We start from the raw sequence: 26,471 nt of genomic DNA, 5'->3' as shown, positions 1-26,471 counted from the left end.
TTCCAGGACGGCCCGGCGGTGCTCAGATCATCCCGCCGTTAATCGAGATCACCTGCCCCGTGATGTAGGCCGCCTCGTCGCTCGCGAGGAAGGCCGCGAGTGCCGCCACCTCCTGCGGCGTGCCGGCGCGCTTCATCGGCACCATCTGTTTCACCATCTCGGGATCGAACACCGAATCGGCCATCGGCGAGGCGATGATGCCCGGCGCGATGGCGTTGACCGTCACGCCGCGCGACGCCACTTCGAGCGACAGCGCCTTGGTCGCGCTGTTGAGCGCCCCCTTGGCGGCCGCGTAGTTGACCTGGCCGCGGTTGCCCGTGAGCGCGGCCACCGAAGAGATGTTCAGGATGCGGCCCCAGCGCGTGCGCATCATAGGCAGCAGCAAGGGTTGCGTCACCCGGAAGAAGCCGTTGAGCGAGACATCGATGACCTTGTGCCACTGTTCGGCGCGCATGCCGGGCAGCACCGCGTCGTCATGGACGCCCGCGTTGTTGACCAGCACCTGGACCGGGCCGGCCTCGAGGATGCGCGCGCACGCGGCCGCTGACGCCTCGTCGCTGCGCAGGTCGAACACATGGCACTCGGCCTTGCCGCCAGCCGCCGTGATCGATGCGGCTAGCTGCTCGACCGCTTCGGGGCGCGAGTTCGCGTGCAGCAGCACCGTGGCGCCGTCGCGCGCCAAGCGCTCGGCCATCGCAGCGCCCAGCGCGCCGCTGGCGCCGGTGATCAGTGCGCGTTTTCCTTCGAGGCTCATGAGGCATTGGCTCCGGTTGCGAGCGGCGTGTTCAGCACCACCACTGCGCGGCCTTCGGCGAGCACGTGGTCGTCGCTGTTCGTGACCGCGAATTCGTAAAGCACCTGGTTCGCATCGCCCGACAGCCGCCGCGCCCGTACCTGCAGCGCCCCGGCCACGTCGTCGAGCCGCGCCACTGCGAGGCGCACCTGGCGCGCGCTCGCGAGAAAGCCGGCCGATGGCGTGCTGCCCTCGGCCGCAAGCAGCCCGCCGTGCAGCGCCATGGCCTGCGCCGCATATTCGATCGCATTGGGCGAAAGCAGTCCACCCGCGGTGCGCAGCGGGTTGTCGGCCAGCGTGTGCGAACGGGTGCTGCAGTGGATCGACTCGGCGTCCCAGCGCTCGAGCCGGTCGAGCAGGCACATGCTGCCGCTGTGCGGAATGCGCGCCGCGACGCCGGCGCGGTCGAGCGTCGCCGGTGCCTGCGTCATGCCGCGGGCTCCAGGTCGGCCACCAGCAGCACGTTGGCAAAGGGCGTGCCTTCGCTCATCGGAATGCTCTGCACGCGGAAGCCGAGCCGCTGCAGCACCGCCACCCAGTCGGCCAGCGGCCGGCCCCAGGTGGGCGAGACCTTGTGGCCGCGGATGCGCGTGACGGTGCGATCGACCCACTGGCTGATCGCGAAGCCGCGCTTGCTCGATGCATCGCCCACGCGCAGCAGCAGCCGGGCTTCGGGGCTGCCGCCGTGGCGCAGCGCATCGCGCACGCGCTGCAGCACGTCGTTCTGTGCTTCGATGTTCACGTAGTGCAGCACGTCGAGGATCACCACCAGGTCGCAGGCCGGCAGCGCTGCCGAGCACATGTCGACGCACACCAGCCGGGGTGCAGGCTGCAGGTGGCCTATCGATGCTTCGGCGCGCGCCACGTCCTTGGGCATGAGTTCGATGCCGGTGTACTCGGCCGCCGCCGGGGTGGGCTTCCACGCCGCAGGCCAGCGCCCAGCCGCCTGCATGCGGCTCATCGACGACAGCAGGCTCGCGAACAGGCCCTGGCCGCAGCCGATGTCGACCACGCGGCGGTGCGCCTCGCCGATGAGACCGCGCTCGAGCAGGCCGCGGAACACCGGGTCGCGCCCGAGCTTGCCGCGTGCGAAGTGCCAGGCGAAGCTGCCGCCCTTCTTGTAGGGAACGGTGGCGGCCTCGTGCAATTCGCGCCAGGCGGCGTCGGTCGTCGTCGAGGGCGACGAAGGCAGCACTGCGCTCATGACTGAAGCCCTTCCGGCAGGGTCACGGCGCGCAGTCCATCGGCGCGCAGGCGTTCGAACAACAAGGGCAGTACCTCCAACAACACAGGATTTCCCGAAGCGGTGCGCGCGGCGTTGCCGTCGTGCAGAAGCAGGATGTCGCGCGCTTGCAGGTTGCGGGCCAGGCGCGCCGTCACCTTGACCGGATCACCCTCGCGCGTGTCGAAGCCGCGCCGCGTCCAGCTCACGAGCGACAGGCCGAGGCGGTGCAGCACGGGCGCGAGAAACGGATTGCGCAAGCCAGCCGGCGCGCGAAAGCAGGTCGGGCGCTCGCCGGTGGTCTCGAAAAGAATGTCTTGCGCCCGCGCGATCTCGCTCGCGAAGCCGCGCGGACCGAGGAACGAAAAATTGTGACGGTGCCGCGCGGTGTGGTTCTGCATGCTGTGGCCGCGGGCCACGATCTCGCGCGCGAGCGCCGGATGCGCGCGCACGCGCTCGGCGATGCAGAAGAACGTGGCGCGTTGCCCGTGCGCGTCGAGCAGGTCGAGCACCTTCGGCGTGACCTCGGGGTCGGGCCCGTCGTCGATCGTGATCGCCATTTCGCGCCGGACGCCGGCAGCTTCGGGCAGGCGCGTCACGTTCGGGCCGAGCAGGCTGCTGCGCGGTGTGAGCCCGGCGCCGGTGATCAGCGCATGGTTCAACACAACGGCGCCGACGGCCCAGGGCATGGCGCCGGGCACCAGCGCGCCCGCGCCGAAGGCTGCCACGTGCAGCGCGACGCTGGCACGAATGGACAGCGGCAGGGGCCAGGATTCGCGAGCGACGGCGGCGGCGGGCATGGGACGCGATTCTCCCATCAGACTTGCACGGATGACGGCGACGGCGCGAGCCGACGCGCGAACGCGGCCGACAGCAGCAGCGCGAGCAAGGCGCCCGGCGCCACCACGCGGCCGATCGACGACAGTGCCGGGATGTCCGAGATCGCGATCAACCCAAACGACACCACGGTTGTCAGGTTGGCGAGCATCAGTGAGGCCAGCGTGTCCTCGTCGGCGCGTCCGGCCACGCGCAGCTGGTCGAAGAACAGCGCGTAGTTCGAACCGACCGCCACGATCAGCAGCAGGCCGACCAGGTGCAGGATGCCGAGCGGCACCTGCAGCACGGCCATGCCGCCCAGCACGAGCACCACGGCGAACACCAGCGGCTGGCAGACGGCGATCAGGCGCGACGCCGAGCGCAGGTAGAGGCCGAGCAGCACCACCACCGCCAGCGCACCGAGCAGCACCTGCACGAAGGCTTCGTGCAGGTAGCGCTTGTAGAGCCCGGCCAGTTCGCGGCCGACGTCGACCACCTGCACCTGCGGCGCGTCGGCCAGGGCCTGCTCGAGCCTCGTGGCGTCGAAACGGGGGCCCGGGTGCAGCACCAACAACGTCGACCATCCGCCGCCGGGGCGTTCGTACATGAGCGTGTTGACGACCGAGCCCAGCGGACCACCGGCCAGGTCGGCGCGCCGTAGCGGCGCGAGCTGGCGCGCCGCCTCGGCCTCGGCCAGGAACGGCCCGAGGCGCGACGCCGGCAGCGGCGAACCCTCTGCGGCTTCGGCGAGCCGCGTGCGCAGGGTTTTGGCATCGGGAATGCTGGCCAGGCGTGCCGCCTGCGTCGCCACGCTCGGCAACACGCGCGTCACCGACTCGAAGCCGCCGAGCTCGCCCTTGTCGACCAGCGCCTCGAGCCGTAAGGCCGCGGCCTCGGTGTTGCGCAGCGCGGTTTCCTCGTCGGCGCCATGGACCACGACCAGCGTGCCGCCGTCGCCCGTGCCTATATCGGCACGCAGCATCTCGTCGAGCTGCTGGGCCGACTTGGGCACCGGGCTCATGGCGCCAAGATCGGCGCGCCAGAGATGGCCGCCCTGCCAGACGACGAGCGCGAACGCCGCCGCGCCGAGCCCGACCAGGGCCCAGCGCAGGCGCGGCAGGCCGCGAACGAGCTTGCCGGCGGCCAGCGCCATGTACTTGCGCATGCCCATGCCGCTCGCGCCGTCGGGCGCGAGCATCGGAAGCGCATAGCGGGTGGCGAGCGCCGCCGCCACGAGCCCTGCGATCGAGAACACGCCGAGCTGCGCGAGCCCCGGAAAGCCCGAGAACACCAGCGCGGCGAAGCCGCACACCGAGGTCAGCAGGCCGAGCCGAACGGTGGGCCAGTGCACTGCGCGCCAGCGCGTCCAGCCGGTGCCCGCGACGGCCGCGCCGCGCGCCTGGATCAGGTAGTAGATGGCGTAGTCGACCGTCTCCCCGATCAGCGTGCTGCCGAAGCCCAGCGTCATGCCGTGCACCGAGCCGAACACCAGGCTCACGGCGGCCGTGCCCACCACCACGCCCGTGGCCACGGGCAGGAAGGCGATGACCAGCGCGCGCGGCGATGCGAAAGCCAGCAGCAGCAGGATGCCCATGACGATGCCGCCGACGATCGCAAGGTTCACCGCCTCGGTCTTGATCTTGTCGCGGCTCAGCACCGAGAACACAGGCGGTCCGCTCAGGAGCAGCGTCGGCTTCGCTTCGCCCATGTCTCGCGTGGCCGCATCGAACGCTGTCTGCACCCGGCCGATGGCCACGGCCTGGGCGTCGAGGTCGCTGCCGGCGGCATGCGTGGTGGCGATCAGCAGCGCGCGCGGCGCGGTGCGCGACATCCAGACGCCGCCCTCGCTGCGCGGCGCGCTGGCCGGCACCAGTTCCATGGCGATGCGCTGTGTTTCGCCGGTCGGGTCGCGGTCGAGCAAGGGCTTGATCGCGTTGCCGGCCGGTGTGCCAAGCGCCGAAAGGGTTTCGTTGATCGCATCGCGCAAGCCCTCGACCGTGAAGTGCTGGGGGCGCACGGCCGGCGACAGCTGGTAGCGGTGCGTGAAGACCCAGGTGCCGGCTTCGCTCCAGTCGCCGGTGTCGCCGTTCTGCACCAGGTCGAAGAGCCGGCTCTCGCGCATGGTGCGGGCCACTGCGCGCGACACGTCGGCACGCTGCTCGGCACTGGCGCCGCCCTCGATGCCGAGCATCAGCGTGCGCGAGGCGACGCCACTCTGCAGCTGCTCGATGAGCACCTGCTGCCGCGCGTCGGGGCTTTGGGGCAGGAAGGCCGAGAGGTCGGCACTGAACGTGGTGCGGGCGATCTGCAGCGCGCCCGCAAGCACGACCAGCAGCCACACCAGCAGCACCAGCGCGCGGCGCTGGCGGCTGGGCGGCCCCGCAGGCGAGCCGCCCGCGATCACGGCGTGGTGCGCCCGGCAGCGCCGGCCGGCGCGGAGGGTGCGGCGCCCGCGCGCTCGGGCGAAATGTTCATCACCGAGCGATCGCCGCCGACGAACTCCATCTCGAGGCCGAGCACCTCGCTCGCGCGCCCAGTCATGCGGATGCTGCGCATCTGCGACGCGAGCCGGCTGTCGAGCGGCGTGAGGTCGAGCGTCCAGTTGGCGGCCGAACCGCCAACCGTGCTGCGGAAGTAGCGCTGCAGCGTGGCGCCGTCGCCCGTGAGCGTGCCGCGCATGGCCTCCACCAGGCCGAGCAGCTCGGGCATGCTGTCGAGCGTGAGCACGCGGTTGCGGCCGCCGCGCGAGAGCGTCAGCGTGTTGCCTTCGACCGCCATGGTCTCCACGCGCGGCGACAGCGTTCGGCGCACCAGCTTATCGGGCGCCTCGAAGCTCAGCGTGCCGCGCGCATCGAGCGGTCCTTCGAGGCCGTGTACGAAGCGCTGCTCGGTGAAGCGCGCCTCGCCGCTCTTCTGCTTCGACAGCAGCCCCATCAGTTCAGGCAGGTCGAAAGCCCACGCCGGCGCGGCGCAGCAGGCCAGTGCGAGCAGCAGGCTCCTGCCAAGCCGGTCAATGCGAGTCTTCGAGCCAGAAATCATGAAAGTTGAACCAGTTGTACGGATGGGCGCGGCACAGCGCCTCGAGGCGCGCCGCATAGGCTTCGACGGCCGCGTGGATGCGGCGTTCCCGCTCGGCGGGATCGGCGATCCGCTCGCTGAAGTCGGCCAGCGGATCGAAGCGGACATCGTAGCGCGCGCCGCCGCCGTAGATGCCGGCCATGAAGAACACCTTGCGCCGCAGCAGCGCCGCCAGGCGGAACGGTCCGTCGTCGAAGCGCGCGGGATGGCCGAGGAACGGCAGCACGATCTGCTTGCCGCGCTGCTGCGCGGGCTGTTCGTCGCTGCCCGGCAGCGTACGGTCGGCCAGCATGCCGCCCAGGCCGCCGCCGTCGAGCCAGTCGCGCAGCGCCAGCATCGAATGCGGCCGCCCGAGCGCGATCACGTGCGGCCGAAGCTCGGGCAGGCTGATGGCGTTGAGGATGGCCGTGATGCGCTGCGCGTTGTCGGGGTACATCAGCATCGCCAGCCCGAGCTTGTGCCGGTGCGCGCTGTGCTGCTTGCAGGCACCCATCGCCTCGAAGCTGCCGAAATGGGCCCCGAGCAGGAAGGCGCCGCGGCCCGAGAGCACCTCGGCCTCGAGCGGGACGCTGCCTTCGACCCGCACGTCGAACAGGTCCATGCGCCCGCGCAGGAAATACACGCGGTCGAGCACCGTGGACGCGAAAGCGTGCAGCAGTCGGTAGCCGTCGACCCATCCCGCACGCGGACCGATGGCCCTGAACAGGTAGCGCTTGATGTGCCGGCGCGGCGTCGGCGCGAACAGCAGGAAATAGAGGCTGATCGGCGCCAGCAGCAAGCGCGTGATGCGGCGCCCGAACACCACCGCCATGAAGCAGATGAAGCGCAGCGCCAGCATGTTGCTGCGCTCGGGCGCATGCGCCCAGTTGCCGCGCTGGCCGGCCTGCGCGGCCTCGTCCACGGCGCGCGTTTCTTCACCGGTGTGCTTCATCACACCGATCCTGGCGCGGCGGTCCAGCGGCCCGTGACGGCCACCACGCCGTTGCAGCGCACGTCGAAGCGCACACCGCGCGCGGCACCGGCTTCGGGTTGCAGGTCGATCGACAGCAGGCTGCCCGGGCGCACCGGCGCGAGAAACTTGGCGGCCGCCAGCATGGGATGGCTGCCGAGCCGCGCGGCCAGGGCCGGCACCCGCTGCACGGCCTCCATGACCTCGGCCAGGATCAGGGCACCCGGCAGCAGCGGCTGGCCGGGGAAATGGCCGGCAAAGGCGGGATGATCGGCCGGCACCTGATGCGCGAGCTGCACCGGCGTGTCGTCGCCGGCCACCTGTGCAAGGGCGAACTCGCGCAGCGCGCGTGCCGTGAGCTTGCCGGTGCCTTCGCGCGGGAAGGCCTTGACCTGCACCACCCGGCGCGGCACGAACACCGCCTCGAGCCGCTGCCGCAGCGCGGCAATGATCTCGCCGGCCGACAGCGTCGGCGCCACCACGAAGGCCACGGGGCGGACCACGCCGTCGGCCACCTCGTCGGGCAGCCAGAAGGCGCCGTCCTCGACGCCCGGGATGCTGTTGAGGTGGTAGTTGAGGTGGGCGAGCGAACTGCGCCGCCCTGCCACGTGGATCAGGTCGTTGGCACGGCCCAGCAGGCGGTAGCGGCGCGCGTCGAGCAGTTCGAGCACGTCGGCCATCGGCGTCGGCTCGGGCAGGAAGTCGCCGCTGAAGATGAAGCGCTCGGGACCGTCACCCTCCCCCGGCTCGGCATGCACGCGGATCTGGCCGAGGTTCTCCCAGACCTCGCTCTGCGTGGTGCGCCGCGTGGCGACTTGGCCCGACTCGGTGCTGCCGTAGATCTCGATCAGCACGCCGCCGAGCATCTGCTCGGCCTGGGCAGCGAGCTGCGGCGAGAGCGGCGCGGTGGCCGAGAGGATCAGGTCTACCGGCGGCAGTTCGATGCCCGAGAGTAGCAGCGTCTTCAGGTGGAACGGCGTGGTGACGAGTGCGCGCGGCCGCGGCACCGAGGCCAGCGTGCGCGCCACGTCGGCCGGGAAGAACGGCCGCCCACTGTCGAACGCGGCGCCGCCCAGCAACGCCAGCAGCACCGATGACTCGAGGCCGTAGCTGTGCTGCACCGGCACGGTCGCGACCAGCGTGAGACCAGCAAGCGACGGCCTGCCGAGCAGGCTCGCGAGCCGCTCGACCGCGACCGCCACATCGCCGACCAGGGTCTCCCAGCGCTTGGCATGCGGCTGCGGCGCACCGGTGGAGCCGGAGGTCAGCAGGCTCACCGCATGCAGCTTCGCGTCGATGGAGGGGATCGCCAGGCGCTCGCCGCCGTCGAGGCTGGAGCGGTCTTCGATCAGCACGCGCGGCATGCCGGGCGTGGCCTGGTCGGCATCGTCGGTCAGTGCAAACAGGCCGGGTGCGGCCGATCCGCGCAGGCGCTCGAGCGTGTCGGCCCGCGCATCGGGCGGCAGCAGGCTCGCATGGCCGCGCACGAGTGCGGCCGCGAGGCTGACGGCGAAGGCATAGCGGTCGACGCAGAGATTGACGGCGGGGCCCTGCGCCGGCAGCACCGGCGCAAAGCGCGCGACGTCGGCCAGGAACTGGCGCGTGCTCACGGGCACGCCCGCACGCCACGCCAGCGGGGCGTCGAGGTCGCGGTCGGCCACGAGGGGCAGCAATCGGTTGTCGGCAGTCAAGAAGCGCCTCCGCGTTCAGCGATGCCCGCTGCCCTCGCCGATCGAACTGCCCTGAAAGGCGCGCACCGCATCGATCAGCCGCGTGCGCTCGAATTCGGGGTGCAGCCGATAGCGCAACAGGTGTTCGCCGACGAAGAGCAGCGTCACCGACAGCGGCGTGAGCACGTTCGCGAGCAGCGACCAGGCCGAGAAAGGCAGCGTCAGGTAGACCACGACCGAGGAGGTGACCACCAGCGCGAAATACACCGTCCAGATGCGCGTGAGCTGCGTGGTGTAGGCCAGCATGTGGCCCTTGAGCGGATGCACGCGCTGCGCGAACTGCGAGATCAACGGCAGCCCGGGCCCGCGCAGCGAAGCGCCGAACCAGCCACCCAACAGGCCATTGATGGCGACATGCTGGAACACGTAGAGCCGATTGGGATCGCCCGCCTCACCCATGAACACCAGCGCGAAGCCCACCGCGCCGAGCAGCAGCGCGGCGGCAAAGCCCCAGCGGCCGAGCTTGCTGGCGGCGAAGCCCATGGCGGCGAGCCAGAGCGGGCCGAGCAGCACCAGCACGGCCCACGGCTCGGTGGCGTGGAACAGCATCATCCAGTGCGAGAGGCCGGCATACGCCACCCCCGCGAGCAACAGGAGCGCCAGTCGCCATCGAGACATGGATCAGGAAGCGCTGCGGTGCTGGGCGACGTGGGTCGCGAGCGTTCGCAGCGACTGGAAGATCTGCTGGTTGCGTTCGTCGTCCGAGCGCAACTGGAATCCGTAGCGGCGGGACACCTCGAGTGCGACCTCGAGGATGTCGATCGAGTCGAGGCCCAGGCCTTCGCCGTACAGCGGGTCGGTCGGCACGATGTCTTCGGGCGCGACCTCGAGGTTGAGCGCGTTCACGAGCAGGACGGCCAGCTCTTTCTCGATCGGCGACTGTTCAGGTGAATCGCCGGCGGCGGGGATGGGGGGCTGAGCAGTCGATGACAAAGAGAACCTCCTGAAACTTTTTGGGTTACTGCCTTGGGGGCCGTGGATTATAGGAGCGCGGCCCAAGGGCCCGCGGCCCTAAACTGCCCGCTTCCACAAGTTCCGGAGCCCCTTTTCATGGCCGACCCTCTCCTGATCGCACGCCACGACGCCATCGAGTGCGCCCTGCTGCCCAGCCTTGCCAACCGCCACGGACTGATCACCGGCGCCACCGGCACCGGCAAGACGGTTACGCTGCAGACCATCGCCGAGAAGCTGTCGGGCATCGGCGTGCCGGTGTTCATGGCCGACGTCAAGGGCGACCTGACCGGCATGAGCCAGAAGGGCAGCATCGGCGAGAAGATGGCGGCCACGCTGAAGGAGCGCGGCATCGAACTGCCCGCGCCCGGCGCCTGCCCCGTGGCGCTGTGGGACGTGTTCGGCGAACAGGGCCATCCGGTGCGCGCCACCGTCTCCGACATGGGCCCGCTGCTGCTCGGCCGCATGCTCGACCTGAACGAGACCCAGGCCGGCGTGCTGAATCTGGTCTTCAAGATCGCCGACGACAACGGCCTGCTGCTGCTCGACCTGAAGGATCTGCGCGCCATGCTGCAGCATGTGGGCGAGAACGCGAGCCAGTTCACCACCGAATACGGCAACATCAGCGCCGCGAGCGTGGGTGCGATCCAGCGCGGGCTGCTGCAGATCGAAACCCAGGGCGGCGACAAATTCTTCGGCGAACCGATGCTCAACATCGCCGACTTCATGCAGACGGTGGACGGCAAGGGGGTGGTCAACATCCTGGCGGCCGACAAGCTCATGAACTCGCCGCGGCTCTATGCGACCTTCCTGCTCTGGATGCTGTCGGAGCTGTTCGAGCAGTTGCCCGAGATCGGCGACCCCGAGAAGCCCAAGCTGGCTTTCTTCTTCGACGAGGCGCACCTGCTCTTCAACGAGGCGCCCAAGGCGCTGGTCGAGCGCATCGAGCTCGTGGTGCGGCTGGTGCGCTCGAAGGGCGTGGGCGTCTATTTCGTGACCCAGAACCCGCTCGACATTCCCGATTCGGTGCTGGCCCAGCTCGGCAACCGGGTGCAGCATGCGCTGCGCGCCTTCACCCCGCGCGACCAGAAGGCGGTGAAGGCGACCGCTTCCACCATGCGGCAGAAGCCGGGTCTCGACATCGAGACCGCCATCACCGAACTCGCCGTGGGCGAGGCGCTGGTGAGCTTTCTCGACGCCAAGGGGCGCCCGAGCGTGACGGAGCGCGTGTACGTGGTGCCGCCGGGCAGCCAGATCGGCCCGATCACGCCGGCCGAGCGCCAGGCGGTGATCGCCAATTCGCTCGTGGCCGGCACCTACGAGAAGACGGTGGACCGCGAGTCGGCTTATGAAAAGCTCAAGGGGCGCGCCGAAAGCGCACCGGATGCCGCCGCTGCCGGCAAGGCCGCGGAGGAATCGGCTTCGGGCTCGGGCGGCATGCTCAACGACCTGCTGTTCGGCAGCACCGGACCGCGCGGCGGCAAGCGCGACGGCCTGGTGCAGACGATGGCCAAGTCCGCAGTCCGGACCATGGGCACCACGGTCGGCAGGGAGATTCTGCGCGGCGTGCTGGGCGGGATTTTCGGCGCCAAGAAGCGACGGTAGCCAGGCGTTGCAGGGCCGGCGGCGCCGGCCCTCGTGTCACCAGCGCAGCAGCCGCGGCCCGATCAGCGCGCCGACCACCACCGGCAGTGCCATGCCGGCGACATACCAGACCGCCAGGAACGGCGCGGTCAACTCGACGCAGTGCAGCGCATAGAGCGCGGCGCCGGCGCCGCCGGCGAGCCCCCCGGCCGCAGCGCCGGCCAGCGCGGGCCGCGTGGGCGCCAGGCTCTTCATGGCCGCCAGAGTGGCGATGAAGACCGGCAGCGCGATCACCCCGATGCTGACCAGGCACATGCGCCATGTCTCGCCCATCAGCAGCGGCATGCGTTCCCCGGAGGGCGCGGCGAACCAGCTCATGGCCGCCATCACCCACAGCGCGAGCACCGGCAGCGCGATGCCGAGCCATGCGCCGCGCACCCGCACGCCAGGGCGGGCGACGCGCTGTGCCACGACGAAGGCCCCCACCGCGATGCACAGCGGGAACAGCAGCTTCATCCAGAACATGGGCCAGAACATCGCCTGCACCAGGTCGGGCCGCACGCCATAACCAATCAGCACGATGGCGGCCGACACCGGGAGGCCCGCAAGCAGCGCGAATTCCATGCGCCGCGCAGCAGCGCGGCGCGGCACGGCGGTGGGCCCTGAGGCCAGCATGGCGACGAGATCGTCGGTCTTCATTCTGTCTTGCTCCTGATCCTGGCGGCGAGCGCCTTCAGCCCGCGATGAATGCCCACTTTCACCGCCGATTCGGACATGCCGGTCAGCCCGGCCGTCTCGGCCACCGACAGGCCTTCGATCTTCACGTGCACGATCGGCAGGCGCTGGCGCTCGGGCAGCGTCTGCAGCAGCCCGTGGAGGTCGCGGCGGGCGTCGCTGGCGTCGGTGGCCGAGGCCGCGAACACCTCGAGTTCGTCGTCGAGCGGGTCATGCAGCGCCTCGCGCACCGACTTGGAGCGCAGCAGGTCGATCATCTTGTAGCGCGCAATGGCGTGTACCCAGGCCGTCAGCGGCTGGTCGCTCTGGTAGGTATGGCGCTGGTTGTGCATGGCGAGCAGGCATTCCTGGACGAGGTCTTCCACTTCATCGGGCCAACCGAAGAGCCGTCTGGCCAGAAACGCGCGCAAATGCGCGCTCAGCTTCTGCAGGAATTCGCGATAGGCTGCGGCGTCACCGTCGAGCCCGCGCAGAAACAGGCTTCGCAGCGCCATCTCCGCCTCCCTCATTCGCATTCCGCTGTCCATTGTGTTTCGTGCCATCGGACCGGCCAGTTACAGCCTTGTCGAAAAAAGATGTTGCGGATTGTGCCCTGCCCGACCGGCGCCCCCGGTCGGCCGTCGGCTAAGCTCGCCGCCAACCCGTGGAAGGAGCGCTTCATGCCACCGCCCGATTCCCGCCCGCCTGACCGCTTTTCGCCGCTGGCCCGGGCCTGATGCCGATGTTCGCCGGACTGGCATCCCACCCCTGGGCGTATCCCGCGCTCGAGGCGGTACACATCGTGGGCATCGCGCTGCTGTTCGGCGGGCTCGTGGTGTTCGAGCTGCGGGTGCTCGGACTGGGCCGCGGCCTGCCGGTGCCGCAGCTTGCGCGCATCACCCTCGTTCCGGCCTTGGCGGGCTTTCTGCTCTGCGCGGCTACCGGCCTCACGATGTTTGCCACCCAGCCGGACGAATTGCTGTCGAATGCCGCGTTTCGCATCAAGCTCCTGCTGATCGGCCTGGCGGGCGCCAATGCGCTCTGGTTCCACCTGCGCGGCGGGCTGGCCGCGGACGGCACCCGGGGCCGGACGCAATGCCTGCTGTCGCTGGGGTTTTGGCTCGCTGTCATCATCTGCGGGCGCTGGATTGCCTATGTCTGAGCAAGGAGACCGAGAAATGATTCCGAGACGCATGTTCACCGCCGGTTCGCTGGCGCTCGCACTGCCGGCCTGGGCCCATCACGGCTGGAGCAGCTTCGACCAGGACCGGCCGCTCTACCTCGCGGGGCGCGCGACCAAGGTCGTGTGGCGCAACCCGCACGGCGAGCTCGAGCTCGAGCGGCCCGAGAGCCCGAGCCTGCCAGCCGACCTGAAGCAGCGCACGCTGCCGCCGCAAAGCGCCGCGGTCGATGGCCCGGCGCTGCTCGCCAAGGCGCAGTTGCCAACCCGGCGCGACCGCAAGTGGCTGGTCGAGCTCGCGCCGCTCACGCGACTCTCGGCCTGGCGCGTCGAGGAGATCAAGCCCGGCACGCCCGTGGAGGTGATCGGCTTCACGTTCACGGGCGAGAAAGGCGATCCGGTGCTGCGCGCCGAATACCTGTTCGTCGGCGGCAAGGCCTACGGCCTGCGCTCCTCGCCGGCCTGACTCCGGGGCTGCGGCCCGAAAGGGCATTGACCGATGACGCGCGCGGCCGGCTTGCCAGCCGCGCGACGGATCGGTACATTGCATTTTTTGAGGGCCTCCAATGCCAGCAGACAGCACAGCGACCTCTGCCGCAGTCCCCGCGACGCCGGCGCTTCCCGTTTCGCCCCTTCCTCCCGTTTCCCCCCTTGCCCCGATCCCGTCCCTGCCACCGGCCGGCCACATCCGGCTGACCTCGCATGCGGGCGGCTTCGGCGCGCTGCCGATCCGCTGGGCCGCGGCCACCCCCACCGAGCGCGGTCCGGTGGTCGGTACCACGACCAAGCGAGCGCACCGCAACGTGATCGGCACGCACAGCGGCTCCTACAGCGTCTACCGCGCGCTGGCCGTGGCGGCCGGCGCCCTCAAGCGCGAGCACAAGGCCGACCTGACCAACACCTCGCCGACCGACGTGATCGGCCCCTATCCGCAGTGGAGCGAGCCGGGGCGCATCGTCTCGCTCGACCCGTGGGGCGCGCTCGTGGCCGATGTCTTCTCCACCGAGTTGGCGGCGGGCTACGACATCCGCCCGACCATCGCGATCACCAAGGCGCACGTGATCCTGCCCGAGGTGATCGAGGCGCTGCAATCGGGCCGGCTCCAGGCCGACGGCAAGTTCCTCACCGCGGGCGGCGCCGCGCTGGTGACCAAGGCCGCCATCGAGCCCGTGTGGTACCTGCCCGAAGTGGCGCGGCGCTTCGGCTGCTCCGAGACCGACCTGCGCCGCACGCTGTTCGAGGAAACGGGCGGCATGTACCCCGAACTCGTCACGCGCTCCGACCTCGAGGTGTTCCTGCCGCCCATCGGCGGGCAGACGCTCTACATCTTCGGCAACCCGCGCGACCTGGCCAACCCCGAGGTCGAGCTCACTGCGCGCATCCACGACGAATGCAACGGCTCCGACGTCTTCGGCTCCGACATCTGCACCTGCCGTCCCTACCTCACGCACGCCATCGAGGAATGCATCCAGGGCGCGCAACGCGGCGGCGTCGGGCTGATCGCCTATTCGCGCAAGGAAGGCCGCGCCCTCGGCGAAGTGACCAAGTTCCTGGTCTACAACGCGCGCAAGCGGCAAGTGGGCGGCGACACGGCCGACCAGTATTTCGCGCGCACCGAATGCGTGGCCGGTGTGCAGGACATGCGCTTCCAGGAGCTGATGCCCGACGTCTTCCACTGGCTCGGCATCCGGAAGATCCACCGGCTCGTGTCGATGAGCAACATGAAGTTCGACGCCATCACCGGCTCGGGCATCGAGATCGGCGAGCGGGTGAACATTCCCGACGCACTGATCCCGGCCGACGCGCGCGTCGAGATGGACGCCAAGATGGCGGCCGGTTATTTCACGCCGGGCCCCGTGCCCGACGCGGACGAACTCAAGAAGGCCAAGGGCCGGGGACTGAGCGAATGAACGACAGCCGACACGACGACGACAACCCCAACGATCATCTTCCCGTCGACGGTTCGGGCAGCCTGGCGCCGGGCGCCGCGGGCGAGGTCGACCCGGCCATCGAATTCGCGGTCGACACCAGCAACCCGGCCGGCGCCGCACGCCTGCTGCGCAGCACCGACGAGATCCGCCGCCGCGCGTCCGGCCTGCTGGCGCGAGCGCGCCGCGGCGAATCGGCATGGTTCCGCATCGGCGCCGACGATGCGCTCGAAGACGCGGCCCGCAGCGTGGCCGAGGTCACGCGCGAGCGCTATCCGTGGGACAGCATTCCGTACCACAGCCGCTGGCGCCATTTCGAGGCCGGCGGCGTCGATCGCCTGGCCCGCCTGAACGAGATGCTCGGCGATGCCGACGCGCGCCAGCGCGCCCGCGCCCACATCGACCTGGTGCTCGTGAGCGTGCTGCTCGACGCCGGCGCCGGACCCGACTGGCACTACACCGAGCCGGCCAGCGGCGAGCGCTTCACGCGCTCCGAGGGCCTCGGGATCGCCAGCTTCCATGCCTTCACGAGCGGCATGTTCTCGTCGCGCGACGGCCATCCGCTGCAGGTCGATGCCGCGGGCCTGCGCGCCCTGGTGACCGACCGGCTCGGCGCGGCTTTCCAGGTCAGCGAGGTCAACCCGCTGGTCGGGCTTGCCGGTCGGGCCACGCTGCTGCGCCGGCTCGGCGAGGCGTTGGCCGATCAACCCGAGTACTTCGGCGACGAAGGCCGTCCCGGCAACCTGTTCGATGCGCTGGTCGGCCCCTTCGGTCCGGCCGCGCCACCGACCGCCGAGGTGACGGCGCACCAGATGCTCACGCTGCTGCTCGACGCACTCTCGCGCATCTGGCCTGCGGCCAATGCCGTCGACAGCATCGCCGCCGACGGCAGCGACGTGCTGGGCGGCATCGGCGCCAACGACCCGGCGCTCGCGCTCGGCGACTGCTGGCGCCACAGTGCGGTGACCGGGCCGGGCCTCACCAACGGATGGATGCCGTTCCACAAGCTGTCGCAGTGGCTCACCTATTCGCTGCTCGAACCTTTCGAGTGGGCGGGCGTGAAGGTGCGCCAGGTCGGCGCGCTGACCGCCCTGCCCGAGTACCGCAACGGCGGCCTGCTGATCGACAGCGGCGTGATCGTGCCGAAGGACCCCGCTTTCCTCGCGCGGCGCTGGAAGGCCAGCGACGAATTCATCGTCGAATGGCGCGCGCTGACCGTGGCGCTGCTCGACGAAGTGGCGCCGCGCGTGCGCAAGGTGCTCGACCGCACCGAAGAAGAACTGCCACTCGCCTGCGTGCTCGAGGGCGGCACCTGGGCCGCGGGGCGTGCGCTGGCGCAGCGCCTGCGCGACGGCGCCCCGCCGCTCCTGATCGAAAGCGACGGCACCGTCTTTTAGACTCGAGGGTTCACTCCCGCAACGGCGAAAAATACCAATGAGCAACGTCCACCTCCTCGACCACCCCCTCGTCCAGCACAAGCTCACGCTGATGCGCCGCAAGGACGCTTCCACCAACAGCTTTCGCCGGCTCCTCAACGAAATCAGCATGCTCATGGCCTACGAGGTCACGCGCGACATGCCGATGCAGGACATCGAGGTCGAGACGCCGCTCGAAACGATGCAGGCCAAGGTCATCGACGGCAAGAAGCTGGTGCTGGTGTCGATCCTGCGCGCAGGCACCGGCATCCTCGACGGCATGCTCACGGTGGTGCCGGGCGCCCGCGTCGGGCACATCGGCCTGTACCGCGACCCGAAGACGCTGACCGCGGTCGAGTACTACTTCAAGATGCCCGGCGAGATGGAGAACCGCGACGTGATCGTGGTCGACCCGATGCTCGCGACGGGCAACTCGGCCGTGGCGGCGGTCGAGCGACTGAAAGAGCTCAACCCGAAGTCGATCAAGTTCGTCTGCCTGCTGACCTGCCCCGAAGGCGTCGCGACCATGCAGAAGGCGCACCCGGACGTGCCGATCTACACCGCTGCGATCGATCGCGAACTCGACAGCCACGGCTACATCCTGCCCGGCCTGGGCGACGCCGGCGATCGCATCTTCGGCACGAAGTAAAACCACCCCCGTCCCTCGCTCACTGCGTGTAGCTCGACTCCCTCTCGAGAGGGCAACACCGGCGGCCCGGCAAAGCCGGTTCCGCGGTGTTCCTGGTAGGGGCCAGGCTGGGACCATGGCACGGGGATTGCAGCGCCAGTTTTTTTACGATCGAGGAGAAGACCCGTGACAGCACGCCGCCAGATCATCATCCGTTCCGCCGCCCTTGCCGCCGCCGCTCTGGCGGTCGGCCTCCCTGGCCTTGCGCTCGCGCAAGCCAAGCTCAAGGTGGCGGCGGTGTACACCGTTCCGTTCGAGCAGCAATGGGTGGGCCGCATCCACAAGGCGCTCAAGGCCGCCGAGGCGCGCGGCGAGATCGAGTACAAGGCCACCGAGAACGTCAGCAACGCCGACTACGAGCGCGTGATGCGCGAATACGCCACCGCGGGCAACCAACTGATCCTCGGCGAGGTCTTCGGCGTGGAGGCCGCGGCGCGCAAGGTCGCGAGAGACTTCCCGAAGGTCGCCTTCCTCATGGGCTCGTCGCTGAAGCCGCAGGCGCCGAACTTCAGCGTGTTCGACAACTACATCCAGGAGCCGGCCTACCTGAGCGGCATGGTGGCAGGCGGCATGACCAAGACGAACCGCATCGGCATGGTCGGCGGCTTTCCGATCCCCGAGGTGAACCGGCTCATGAACGCCTTCATGGCCGGCGCGAAGGAAACGAACCCGAAGGTCGAGTTCAGCGTGAGCTTCATCAACAGCTGGTTCGACCCGCCCAAGGCCAAGGAAGCCGCCTTCGCGATGATCGACAAGGGCGCCGACATCATGTACGCCGAGCGCTTCGGCGTCTCGGACGCGGCCAAGGAAAAGGGCAAGCTCGCGATCGGCAACGTGATCGACACGCAAGCGCAGTACCCCGACACGGTGGTGGCTTCGGCGCTGTGGAACTTCGAGCCTTCGGCCGACCGCGCCATCAAGCTCGTGAAGGAAGGCAAGTTCGCGGCCGAGGACTACGGCGTCTATTCGCACATGAAGCACAAGGGCTCCGAGCTCGCGCCGCTCGGCACCTTCGAGAAGAAGGTGCCGGCCGACATCGTCGCCAAGGTCAAGGCGAAGCAGGCCGACATCCTGGCCGGCAAGTTCACCGTGAAGGTGGACGACAGCCAGCCCAAGTCGACCGCGAAATGAGCACGGCGACAACGACCCGACGCTGGCGCGTTCTTCTCGCCGCCGGCGTGCTGGCGCTGGGCCTCGGCGGCTGCGCCGGCATCAACAAGGGCGGTGCGGCCGGCGGAACGCGGCTCGACGACACGCCGCGCCTCGCGGTGATCTCGGCCTTCGAACCCGAGCTCACGCTGCTGCTGCCGCGCGTGCAGGGCGCGGCCCGGCACAGCGTGAACGGGGTGCAGTTCACCACCGGCACGCTCGAGGGCAAGCCGGTGGTGCTGTTCCTCTCGGGCATCAGCATGACGAACGCGACCATGAACACCCAACTCGCGCTCGACCGCTTCCGGGTCACCGGCATCGTGTTCAGCGGCATCGCGGGGGGCGTGAACCCGCAGCTGCACGTGGGCGACGTCACGGTGCCGGCCCAGTGGGGCCAGTACCTCGAGGTGCTGATGGCACGCGAGACCGCACCGGGCAAGTTCACCGCCCCGCCCTTCATCACCGATGCCACGCTGCCGAACTTCGGCATGCTGCATCCGCGGCCGGTCGAGGTGCGCTCGGCGGCCATGCCGCAGGTCCACCGCAAGTTCTGGTTCGAGGCCGATCCGAAGATGCTCGAGGTGGCACGCGGCATCCGCAGTGTCGACCTCGCGCATTGCAGCAGCGCCGGCCGGTGCCTGTCGCGCAAGCCGCAGCTGGTGGTGGGCGGCAACGGCGTGTCGGGCCAGGCCTTCATGGACAACAAGGCCTTCCGCGAATACACGCATCGCACCTTCCAGGCCAACGTGCTCGACATGGAAACCGCCGCCGTCGGCATGGTGGCCTACAGCAACGGTGTGCCCTACATCGCGTTCCGCTCGCTCAGCGACCTCGCGGGCGGCGGCGACGGCGAGAACGAAATGGGCACCTTCATGAACATCGCTGCCGACAATTCGGCCAAGGTCATGCTGGCGTTCCTGGCGGCATGGAAGTGACCAGCGCGACGGTCCTGCGGCTGCAGGACATCACGAAGCGCTTCGGCGCCCTCGTCGCCAACGACGGCATCTCCCTCGAACTGCGCGCCGGCGAAGTGCTGGCGCTGCTCGGCGAGAACGGCGCGGGCAAGTCGACGCTGATGTCGATTTTGTTCGGCCACTACGTCGCGGACGCGGGCCGCATCGAGGTGTTCGGCACGCCGCTTCCGCCGGGCAACCCGAAGGCCGCGCTGGCCGCCGGCGTGGGCATGGTGCACCAGCACTTCACGCTGGCCGACAACCTCAGCGTGCTCGACAACGTGATGATGGGGACCGAGCCGCTGTGGCGTCCGGTGTCACGCCGCGCGGCCGCGCGCGAGCGGCTGCTGCAGGTGGCCGAGCGTTTCGGCCTGCCGGTGCAGCCCGATGCGCGGATCGGCAGCCTGTCGGTCGGCGAGCGGCAGCGCGTGGAGATCCTCAAGGCGCTGTACCGCGGCGCGCGCATCCTGATCCTCGACGAGCCGACGGCGGTGCTCACGCCGCAGGAGAGCGAGGCGCTCTTTGCCACGCTCGCGCAGATGGTGGCGCAGGGCCTGTCGGTGATCTTCATCAGCCACAAGCTCGGCGAGGTGCTGCGTGTGTCGCACCGCGTGGCGGTTCTGCGCGGCGGAAAGCTCGTGGCCGAGGCCCGCACGGCCGACGCCACACAGTCGCAACTTGCGCTGTGGATGGTCGGGCATGCGGTCGAGGCGCCCGAGCGCCGGCCGCCGCGCTCGGTGGGCGACGCGGTCTGCGTGCTCGACCATGTGAGCACCGCGGCCGAGAAGCACGGCGCCTACGACCGGCTGCGCGAGGTCTCGCTGACGCTTCGCGCGGGCGAGATCACCGCGATCGCGGGCGTCTCGGGCAATGGCCAGGTGGCGCTGGCCGAGCTGCTCTGCGGCACCCGGCGCGCGGCCAGCGGCACGGTGCAGCTGATGGGCCGCGCGCTGCCGCCCTCGCCCGCCCGGCTGGTGCAGCGCGGCGTGGCGCGCATCCCCGAGGACCGGCACGCCGTCGGCGTGGTCGGCGACCTGCCGGTGTGGGAGAACGCCGTGTCCGAGCGGCTGCGCAGCCCCGCCTTTTCACGCGGCGCGATGTTCGTGCGGCGTGCGGCCGCGCGGCTGCATGCGCGGCGCATCGAGAAGGCGTTCGACGTGCGCGGTGCGGGGCTGATGTCGCCAGCCCGCTCGCTTTCCGGCGGCAACATGCAGAAGCTGATCCTCGGCCGCGCGCTGCTGCCGCCCGGTTCGGCGGAAGGCACCGGCACCGGAAAGCAGCCGCTTCAGCCGCCGCGCCTGATCGTCGCGCACCAGCCGACCTGGGGCCTCGACATCGGCGCCGTGGCCTACGTGCAGCAGCAGCTCATTGCCGCGCGCGACGCCGGCGCGGCGGTGCTGGTGATCTCGGACGACCTCGACGAAGTGCTGGCGCTCGGCGACCGCGTGGCAGTGATGCACGGCGGCCGGCTCGGCGAGGCCCGCCCCGCAGCGGCATGGACGCGCGAGGCCATCGGACTCGCGATGGCCGGTGCGGCAGCGGCGCATCCCCCAGGAGTTGCAGCATGATGCGGCTCGAACGACGCCACCAGAGCTCGCGCGCCGCGCTGGTGCTGGCGCCCATCGGTGCCGTCCTTTTCACGATGGCAGTGAGCGCCCTGCTCGTGCGCTGGGCCGGCGCGCCGGTGGGCCGCACCTATGCCCTGCTGCTCGAAGGCGGCTTCGGCTCGGTGTTCGCCTGGAGCGAAACGCTGACGCGCGCGATCCCGCTGATCCTCACGGGCCTGGCGGCCACGGTGGCGTTCAAGGCCAGGCTCTTCAACATCGGCGCCGAAGGCCAGCTGTTCGCGGGCGCCCTGGCCGCCGTCGCGGTGGGCGGCATGCACGGCGGAACGGGCCTCGCGCTGCCGCCATGGCTGCTGTTCCCGCTCATGATGCTGGCCGCCGCGGCGGCCGGCGCCCTGCTGCTGCTCGGCCCCGCGCTGATGAAGAACAGGCTCGGCGTCGACGAGGTTGTGACCACGCTGCTGATCAACTTCATCGTGCTGCTCGGCGTTTCGGCGCTGCTCGACGGGCCGATGAAGGACCCGGCCGCGATGGGCTGGCCGCAAAGCGTCTCGCTGAATCCTGACCTCGAGCTCGGCAAGCTGATCGTGCAGACGCGCGTGCACACCGGCCTGGTCTGGGCCGTGTCGCTCGCAGTCATCGTGTGGGCCATCTTCAAGCACACGGTGCTAGGTTTCGACATCCGCGCTGTGGGCGCCAACGCGCGCGCGGCTGCCTTCGCCGGCGTACCGGTCACGCGCACGGTGGTGATGGTGGCGCTGCTCTCGGGGGCGCTGGCCGGCCTGGCGGGCGCCATCGAGGTGGCGGGGCGCACGAGCTACGTCACGCTCGACATGTCCCCAGGCTACGGCTACACCGGCATCGTGATCGCGATGCTCGCGGGGCTGCACCCGCTCGGCGTGGTGGCGGCGGGCGTGTTCGTCGCGGGCGTGCTGGTGGGGGCCGACACCATGAGCCGCGCGGTCGGCGTGCCGACCTACATCGCCGACGTGATCGTCGCGGCCTCGCTGATCGCGGTGCTGGTGGCGACGCTGCTCACGCAATACCGGGTGCGGATCGCGAAATGACGGACCTCCTCGACATCCTCGCCAATGCCTCGTTCTGGGTTGCGGTGCTGCGCATCGCCACGCCGCTCATCCTCGGCACGCTCGGCGTGCTGCTGTGCGAACGCGCGGGCGTGCTCAACCTCGGCATCGAGGGAATCATGGTCGCGGGCGCCTTCAGCGGATGGCTCGCGGTGTATGCGGGTGCGCCGCTCTGGGCGGGCGTGGGCGTGGCGGCGGTCACCGGCGCGGTGTTCGGGCTGCTGCATGCGTTCCTCACCGTGGGCCTGGCGCTGTCGCAGCATGTCTCGGGCCTCGGCATCACGCTGCTGGCGACGGCGCTGAGCTACTTTGGCTACCGCGTGAGCTTTCCGAAGGTCGACACGCCGCCGACGATCACGCCGTTCGCGCCGATGGACTGGCTGCCGGTGCCGGTACTGAACGCGCAGACCGCGCTGACGCTGTTCGCGCTGTTGCTGGTGCCGGCGGTGGGCTGGCTGCTGTACCGCACGCCGCTCGGCCTCGCCCTGCGCATGGTGGGCGAGAACCCGCAGGCCGCCGAAAGCCAGGGCGTGTCGGTCGCTGCCACCCGAACGGGCGCCATCGTGGCGGGCTCGGCGCTTATGGGCGTGGCGGGCTCGTTCCTCACGCTGTCGGCCTTCAACGCCTTCTTCTTCAACATGGTGAACGGGCGCGGATGGATCTGCGTCGCGCTCGTGGTGTTCGCCTCATGGCGGCCCGGCAAGGCCCTGCTCGGGGCGCTGCTGTTCGCGTTCTTCGACGCGCTGCAGCTGCGGCTGCAACAATCGGGCGATGCCGTGCTGCCCTACCAGGTCTACCTGATGCTGCCGTACCTGCTGTCGATCCTGGCGCTGGTGCTGGTCGCGCGCAAGGCCAGCTATCCGCAGGCACTCATGAAGCCGTACCGCAAGGGCGAGCGCTGAGCCTGCGCGGCGCCCCCAAAAACCGTTCCACGATGCTCGATCTCCTCGTCACCAACGCCACCCTCACCGACGGCCGCACCCACATGTCGGTGGCGGTACAGGCCGGCCGCATCACCGAGGTGAGCGAAGGCCTCGACGCCCCGGCCCATGAAAAGCTCGATGCGGAGGGGCTGCTGCTCGCGCCGCACTTCGTCGATCCGCATTTCCACATGGACGCGACGCTGAGCTACGGCCTGCCGCGCGTCAACCAGAGCGGCACGCTGCTCGAGGGCATCGCGCTCTGGGGCGAGCTCAAGCCGCTGCTCACGGCCGAGGCGCTGATCGAGCGCGCACTCGCCTACTGCGATTGGGCGGTGGCCAAGGGGCTGCTCGCGATCCGGTCCCATGTCGACACCAGCGACCCGAGCCTGCTGGCCGTGGACGCACTGCTCGAAGTGCAGCGCCGGGTGGCGCCATACCTCGACCTGCAGCTCGTGGCCTTTCCGCAGGACGGCGTGCTGCGCTCGCCCGGCGGACTCGACAACCTGCGGCGCGCCCTCGACAAGGGCGTGGACGTGGTCGGCGGCATTCCGCATTTCGAGCGCACCATGGCCGACGGCGCAGTCAGCGTGAAGCTGCTGTGCGAGATCGCGGCCGAGCGCGGCAAGCTGGTCGACATGCACTGCGACGAGTCGGACGACCCGCTCTCGCGCCACATCGAAACGCTGGCCGCGGAGACGTTCCGCCTCGGCATGCAGGGCCGCGTCACGGGCTCGCACTGCACCTCGATGCATTCGATGGACAACTACTACGCGAGCAAGCTGATGCCGCTCATCGCCGAGAGCGGCGTGGCCGTGGTGTCGAACCCGCTCATCAACATCACGCTGCAGGGCCGCCACGACAGCTATCCAAAGCGCCGCGGCATGACGCGCGTGCCCGAGCTCATGGCCGCGGGCGTGAACGTCGCCTTCGGCCACGACTGCGTGATGGACCCGTGGTACGGCATGGGCTCGGGCGACATGCTCGAGGTGGCGCACATGGGCCTGCATGTGGCGCAGATGACCAGCCAGGCCGGCATCCGCCAGTGCTTCGAGGCCGTGACCACGAATGCCGCGCGCGTGATGCACCTCGAGGGCTACGGCCTGGAGGCCGGCTGCGACGCGAGCTTCGTGCTGCTGCAGGCGCGCGATCCGATCGAGGCAATCCGGCTGCGTGCCGCGCGGCTCAAGGTGTTTCGCCGCGGGCGCCTGCTGGCCGAGACGCCTGCCGCGCGGGCAGCGCTGCACCTGCCGGGGCGGGATGGGCAGACCGAATGGATGAGCGGTCGGCCGAACCGTGGCGGCTAGACATCATGGTCGCCGCTTAAACCCAGGCAGGCCAACCTGCGGGCGCTGTCGGACCGGCGGACTGGCGATGTGGACGGGCTTCCGAGCGGCCAGACCACCATGCCGGCATTCAAGGAGGGCCGATGCCCTTGCGGGATGATAAATTCGAAGGCTTCGTGAGCGGCATCGTTCATTCCTTTGTGCTGAAGAGGTCCCCCCATGGCAGCCGAAAAATCCAAGATCATCTACACCCTGACCGACGAGGCGCCGCTGCTGGCGACGGCGTCGCTTCTGCCCATCGTGCGCACGTTCGCGGAAGCCGCGGGCGTCGAAGTCGAGACCAGCGACATCTCCGTGGCCGGCCGCATCCTTGGCCAATTCCCTGAAGCTCTGGCCGAAGACCAACGCGCACCGGACAACCTGGCTGCTCTGGGCACGCTGACGCTCAAGCCCGAGGCCAACATCATCAAGCTGCCCAACATCAGTGCTTCGGTTGGCCAGCTCAAGGCGGCGATCAAGGAACTGCAGGACAAGGGTTACAAGATCCCCGACTACCCCGAGAGCACGAAGACCGACGAAGAAAAGGACATCCGCGCGCGCTACAACAAGTGCATCGGCTCGGCCGTGAACCCGGTGCTGCGCGAGGGCAACTCCGACCGTCGCGCGCCTGCCGCCGTCAAGAACTACGCGCGCAAGAACCCACACAGCATGGCGGAGTGGAGCCAGGCCTCGCGCTCGCACGTCTCGCACATGCACGGCGGCGATTTCTATCACGGCGAAAAGTCCATGACGCTGGACCGCGCACGCGAGGTCAAGATGGAGCTCATCACGAAGAGCGGCAAGACCATCGTGCTCAAGCCCAAGGTCGCGCTGCTCGACCGCGAGATCATCGACTCGATGTTCATGAGCAAGAAGGAGCTCGTGTCCTTCTACGAAAAGGAGATCGACGACGCGTTCAAGACTGGCGTGATGTTCTCGCTGCACGTGAAGGCCACGATGATGAAGGTCTCGCACCCCATCGTGTTCGGCCACTGCGTGAAGATTTTCTACAAGGAAGCGTTCGAGAAGCACGCCAAGCTGTTCGAAGAGCTGGGCGTCAACGTCAACAACGGCATGCTCGATCTGTACGACAAGATCAGCACGCTGCCGCAAAGCAAGCAGGACGAGATCAAGCGCGACCTGCACGCCTGCCATGAAGGCCGACCCGAACTGGCCATGGTCGACTCGGCCAAGGGCATCACCAACTTCCATTCGCCCAACGACATCATCGTGGACGCTTCGATGCCCGCGATGATCCGCAACGGCGGCAAGATGTGGGGCGCCGACGGCCGCCTGAAGGACGTGAAGGCCGTGATGCCCGAATCGACCTTCGCGCGCATTTACCAGGAGATCATCAACTTCTGCAAGTGGCACGGCGCATTCGACCCGAGGACCATGGGCACGGTGCCCAACGTGGGCCTGATGGCGCAGCAGGCAGAGGAATACGGCTCGCACGACAAGACCTTCGAGATCGCAGAAGCCGGCGTCGCCAACATCACCGACCTGAACACGGGCGAAGTCCTGCTGAGCCAGGAAGTGGAAGCCGGCGACATCTGGCGCATGTGCCAGGTCAAGGACGCAGCGATCCGCGACTGGGTCAAGCTGGCGGTCACGCGCGCGCGCAACTCGGGCATGCCGGTGGTGTTCTGGCTCGACCAGTACCGCCCGCACGAAGCGCAGATGATCACCAAGGTCAAGATGTACCTGCACGAGCACAACACCTCGGGCCTGGACATCCAGATCATGAGCCAGGTGCGTGCGATGCGCTACACGCTCGAACGCGTGGTGCGCGGGCTGGACACCATCAGCGCGACCGGCAACATCCTGCGCGACTACCTGACCGACCTGTTCCCCATCATGGAACTGGGCACCTCGGCCAAGATGCTGTCGATCGTGCCGCTGATGGCGGGCGGCGGCATGTACGAAACGGGTGCCGGGGGCTCCGCGCCCAAGCACGTGCAACAGCTGGTGGAAGAAAACCATTTGCGCTGGGACTCGCTGGGCGAATTCCTCGCGCTGGCGGTGAGCCTGGAAGACCTGGGCCTCAAGAACAACAATGCGAAGGCCAAGCTCTTGTCCAAAACGCTCGACGCAGCCACCGGCAAGCTGCTCGACAACAACAAGGGGCCGTCGGCCAAAACCGGCCAGCTCGACAACCGCGGCAGCCACTTCTATCTCGCGCTGTACTGGGCACAGGAATTGGCGGCACAGACGGAAGATGCCGAGCTGCAGGCACACTTCGCACCGTTGGCCAAGTCACTCGCGGCCAACGAGCAGAAGATCGTCGCCGAGTTGGCGGCGGTGCAAGGCAAGCCGGCCGACATCGGTGGTTACTACAAGCCCGACACGGCCAAGACCGAAGCGGTCATGCGCCCCAGCGCCACCTTCAACGCGGCACTCGCAGCGGTCGCCAGTTGAGTCTCTGA

At 69.3% G+C, this 26,471-nt stretch carries 25 protein-coding genes; 13 read left to right on the top strand and 12 right to left on the bottom strand.

Going from position 1 to position 26,471, the window contains the following annotated elements; all coding sequences use genetic code 11:
- Positions 1-22 precede the first annotated feature (22 nt).
- Genes fabG through AC3A6R_RS11400 form a run of 10 tightly spaced genes read right to left on the bottom strand, consistent with a single transcriptional unit; the run spans position 23 to position 9,521 of the window.
- Positions 23-754 carry a 3-oxoacyl-ACP reductase FabG gene (gene fabG, locus AC3A6R_RS11445; RefSeq protein ID WP_487859246.1) on the bottom strand — a complete coding sequence of 244 codons (732 nt, stop codon included), beginning with the start codon at positions 752-754 and terminating at the stop codon, positions 23-25.
- A complete protein-coding gene (locus AC3A6R_RS11440; protein WP_487859247.1) occupies positions 751-1,224 on the bottom strand; it encodes a hotdog family protein in 474 nt (157 codons plus the stop codon). The genes fabG and AC3A6R_RS11440 overlap by 4 nt, the downstream gene beginning before the upstream one ends.
- On the bottom strand, positions 1,221-1,997 hold the full coding sequence (locus tag AC3A6R_RS11435; protein ID WP_487859248.1) for a class I SAM-dependent methyltransferase: 777 nt from the start codon (positions 1,995-1,997) through the stop codon (positions 1,221-1,223). The genes AC3A6R_RS11440 and AC3A6R_RS11435 overlap by 4 nt, the downstream gene beginning before the upstream one ends.
- Positions 1,994-2,833 carry a polysaccharide deacetylase family protein gene (locus tag AC3A6R_RS11430; protein WP_487859249.1) on the bottom strand — a complete coding sequence of 280 codons (840 nt, stop codon included), beginning with the start codon at positions 2,831-2,833 and terminating at the stop codon, positions 1,994-1,996. The genes AC3A6R_RS11435 and AC3A6R_RS11430 overlap by 4 nt, the downstream gene beginning before the upstream one ends.
- A complete protein-coding gene (locus AC3A6R_RS11425; protein ID WP_487859250.1) occupies positions 2,833-5,235 on the bottom strand; it encodes an MMPL family transporter in 2,403 nt (800 codons plus the stop codon). The genes AC3A6R_RS11430 and AC3A6R_RS11425 overlap by 1 nt, the downstream gene beginning before the upstream one ends.
- A complete protein-coding gene (locus tag AC3A6R_RS11420) occupies positions 5,232-5,870 on the bottom strand; it encodes a LolA-related protein (protein WP_487859251.1) in 639 nt (212 codons plus the stop codon). The genes AC3A6R_RS11425 and AC3A6R_RS11420 overlap by 4 nt, the downstream gene beginning before the upstream one ends.
- A complete protein-coding gene (locus AC3A6R_RS11415; protein ID WP_487859252.1) occupies positions 5,842-6,840 on the bottom strand; it encodes a lysophospholipid acyltransferase family protein in 999 nt (332 codons plus the stop codon). Before AC3A6R_RS11415 ends, AC3A6R_RS11420 begins: the two co-directional genes overlap by 29 nt.
- Complete coding sequence (locus tag AC3A6R_RS11410) at positions 6,840-8,549, bottom strand: ApeI family dehydratase (protein WP_487859253.1); 1,710 nt, start codon at positions 8,547-8,549, stop codon at positions 6,840-6,842. The genes AC3A6R_RS11415 and AC3A6R_RS11410 overlap by 1 nt, the downstream gene beginning before the upstream one ends.
- A 15-nt stretch (positions 8,550-8,564) precedes the next feature.
- A complete protein-coding gene (locus AC3A6R_RS11405; protein ID WP_487859254.1) occupies positions 8,565-9,206 on the bottom strand; it encodes a COG4648 family protein in 642 nt (213 codons plus the stop codon).
- A 3-nt stretch (positions 9,207-9,209) separates the two neighbouring features.
- Positions 9,210-9,521 (bottom strand): phosphopantetheine-binding protein, encoded by a 312-nt coding sequence (locus AC3A6R_RS11400; RefSeq protein WP_012747776.1) that lies wholly within the window; start codon positions 9,519-9,521, stop codon positions 9,210-9,212.
- A 117-nt stretch (positions 9,522-9,638) separates the two neighbouring features.
- Between AC3A6R_RS11400 and AC3A6R_RS11395 the strand changes: the two genes are divergently transcribed.
- Positions 9,639-11,144, top strand: a complete 1,506-nt coding sequence (locus AC3A6R_RS11395) for a helicase HerA-like domain-containing protein (protein ID WP_487859255.1) — start codon at positions 9,639-9,641, stop codon at positions 11,142-11,144.
- Positions 11,145-11,180: 36 nt separating this feature from the next.
- Here the strand turns inward: AC3A6R_RS11395 and AC3A6R_RS11390 are convergent, their stop codons facing one another.
- Both AC3A6R_RS11390 and AC3A6R_RS11385 read right to left on the bottom strand, forming a co-directional pair.
- Positions 11,181-11,822, bottom strand: a complete 642-nt coding sequence (locus tag AC3A6R_RS11390; protein WP_487859256.1) for an NrsF family protein — start codon at positions 11,820-11,822, stop codon at positions 11,181-11,183.
- Complete coding sequence (locus AC3A6R_RS11385; protein ID WP_487859257.1) at positions 11,819-12,400, bottom strand: sigma-70 family RNA polymerase sigma factor; 582 nt, start codon at positions 12,398-12,400, stop codon at positions 11,819-11,821. The genes AC3A6R_RS11390 and AC3A6R_RS11385 overlap by 4 nt, the downstream gene beginning before the upstream one ends.
- Positions 12,401-12,579: 179 nt before the next feature.
- Here AC3A6R_RS11385 and AC3A6R_RS11380 point away from each other — a divergent pair, with 179 nt between their 5' ends.
- The 12 genes from AC3A6R_RS11380 to AC3A6R_RS11325 all read left to right on the top strand — a co-directional run bounded on the left by AC3A6R_RS11380 (position 12,580) and on the right by AC3A6R_RS11325 (position 26,463).
- Positions 12,580-12,999, top strand: a complete 420-nt coding sequence (locus AC3A6R_RS11380) for a hypothetical protein (RefSeq protein WP_487859355.1) — start codon at positions 12,580-12,582, stop codon at positions 12,997-12,999.
- Positions 13,000-13,015: 16 nt separating this feature from the next.
- Positions 13,016-13,483, top strand: coding sequence for a DUF6152 family protein (locus tag AC3A6R_RS11375; protein WP_487859258.1), 468 nt, complete (start codon positions 13,016-13,018; stop codon positions 13,481-13,483).
- A gap of 100 nt (positions 13,484-13,583) precedes the next feature.
- The gene (locus AC3A6R_RS11370) at positions 13,584-14,927 is read left to right on the top strand and encodes a GTP cyclohydrolase II (protein WP_487859259.1); all 1,344 of its coding nucleotides are present in this window, start codon (positions 13,584-13,586) and stop codon (positions 14,925-14,927) included.
- Positions 14,924-16,342 carry a URC4/urg3 family protein gene (locus tag AC3A6R_RS11365; RefSeq protein ID WP_487859260.1) on the top strand — a complete coding sequence of 473 codons (1,419 nt, stop codon included), beginning with the start codon at positions 14,924-14,926 and terminating at the stop codon, positions 16,340-16,342. The genes AC3A6R_RS11370 and AC3A6R_RS11365 overlap by 4 nt, the downstream gene beginning before the upstream one ends.
- A gap of 37 nt (positions 16,343-16,379) precedes the next feature.
- Positions 16,380-17,009, top strand: a complete 630-nt coding sequence (upp, locus tag AC3A6R_RS11360; protein ID WP_487859261.1) for a uracil phosphoribosyltransferase — start codon at positions 16,380-16,382, stop codon at positions 17,007-17,009.
- 165 nt (positions 17,010-17,174) lie between these two features.
- Positions 17,175-18,179, top strand: coding sequence for a BMP family protein (locus tag AC3A6R_RS11355; protein WP_487859262.1), 1,005 nt, complete (start codon positions 17,175-17,177; stop codon positions 18,177-18,179).
- Positions 18,176-19,132, top strand: coding sequence for a 5'-methylthioadenosine/S-adenosylhomocysteine nucleosidase (locus tag AC3A6R_RS11350; protein WP_487859263.1), 957 nt, complete (start codon positions 18,176-18,178; stop codon positions 19,130-19,132). The genes AC3A6R_RS11355 and AC3A6R_RS11350 overlap by 4 nt, the downstream gene beginning before the upstream one ends.
- On the top strand, positions 19,123-20,718 hold the full coding sequence (locus AC3A6R_RS11345) for an ABC transporter ATP-binding protein (protein WP_487859264.1): 1,596 nt from the start codon (positions 19,123-19,125) through the stop codon (positions 20,716-20,718). The genes AC3A6R_RS11350 and AC3A6R_RS11345 overlap by 10 nt, the downstream gene beginning before the upstream one ends.
- Positions 20,718-21,782, top strand: a complete 1,065-nt coding sequence (locus AC3A6R_RS11340; protein WP_487859356.1) for an ABC transporter permease — start codon at positions 20,718-20,720, stop codon at positions 21,780-21,782. The genes AC3A6R_RS11345 and AC3A6R_RS11340 overlap by 1 nt, the downstream gene beginning before the upstream one ends.
- Positions 21,779-22,702: an ABC transporter permease gene (locus tag AC3A6R_RS11335; protein ID WP_487859265.1), complete on the top strand. Its 924-nt coding sequence runs from the start codon at positions 21,779-21,781 to the stop codon at positions 22,700-22,702. The genes AC3A6R_RS11340 and AC3A6R_RS11335 overlap by 4 nt, the downstream gene beginning before the upstream one ends.
- 32 nt (positions 22,703-22,734) lie before the next feature.
- Positions 22,735-24,027 (top strand): amidohydrolase family protein, encoded by a 1,293-nt coding sequence (locus AC3A6R_RS11330; protein ID WP_487859266.1) that lies wholly within the window; start codon positions 22,735-22,737, stop codon positions 24,025-24,027.
- Positions 24,028-24,225: 198 nt separating this feature from the next.
- Positions 24,226-26,463: an NADP-dependent isocitrate dehydrogenase gene (locus tag AC3A6R_RS11325; RefSeq protein WP_487859267.1), complete on the top strand. Its 2,238-nt coding sequence runs from the start codon at positions 24,226-24,228 to the stop codon at positions 26,461-26,463.
- The last annotated feature ends 8 nt before the right edge of the window (positions 26,464-26,471 follow it).

It is taken from the genome of Variovorax sp. Soil_C_19 (assembly GCF_057657255.1).
This window is presented reverse-complemented; position numbering and strand designations above follow the sequence as displayed.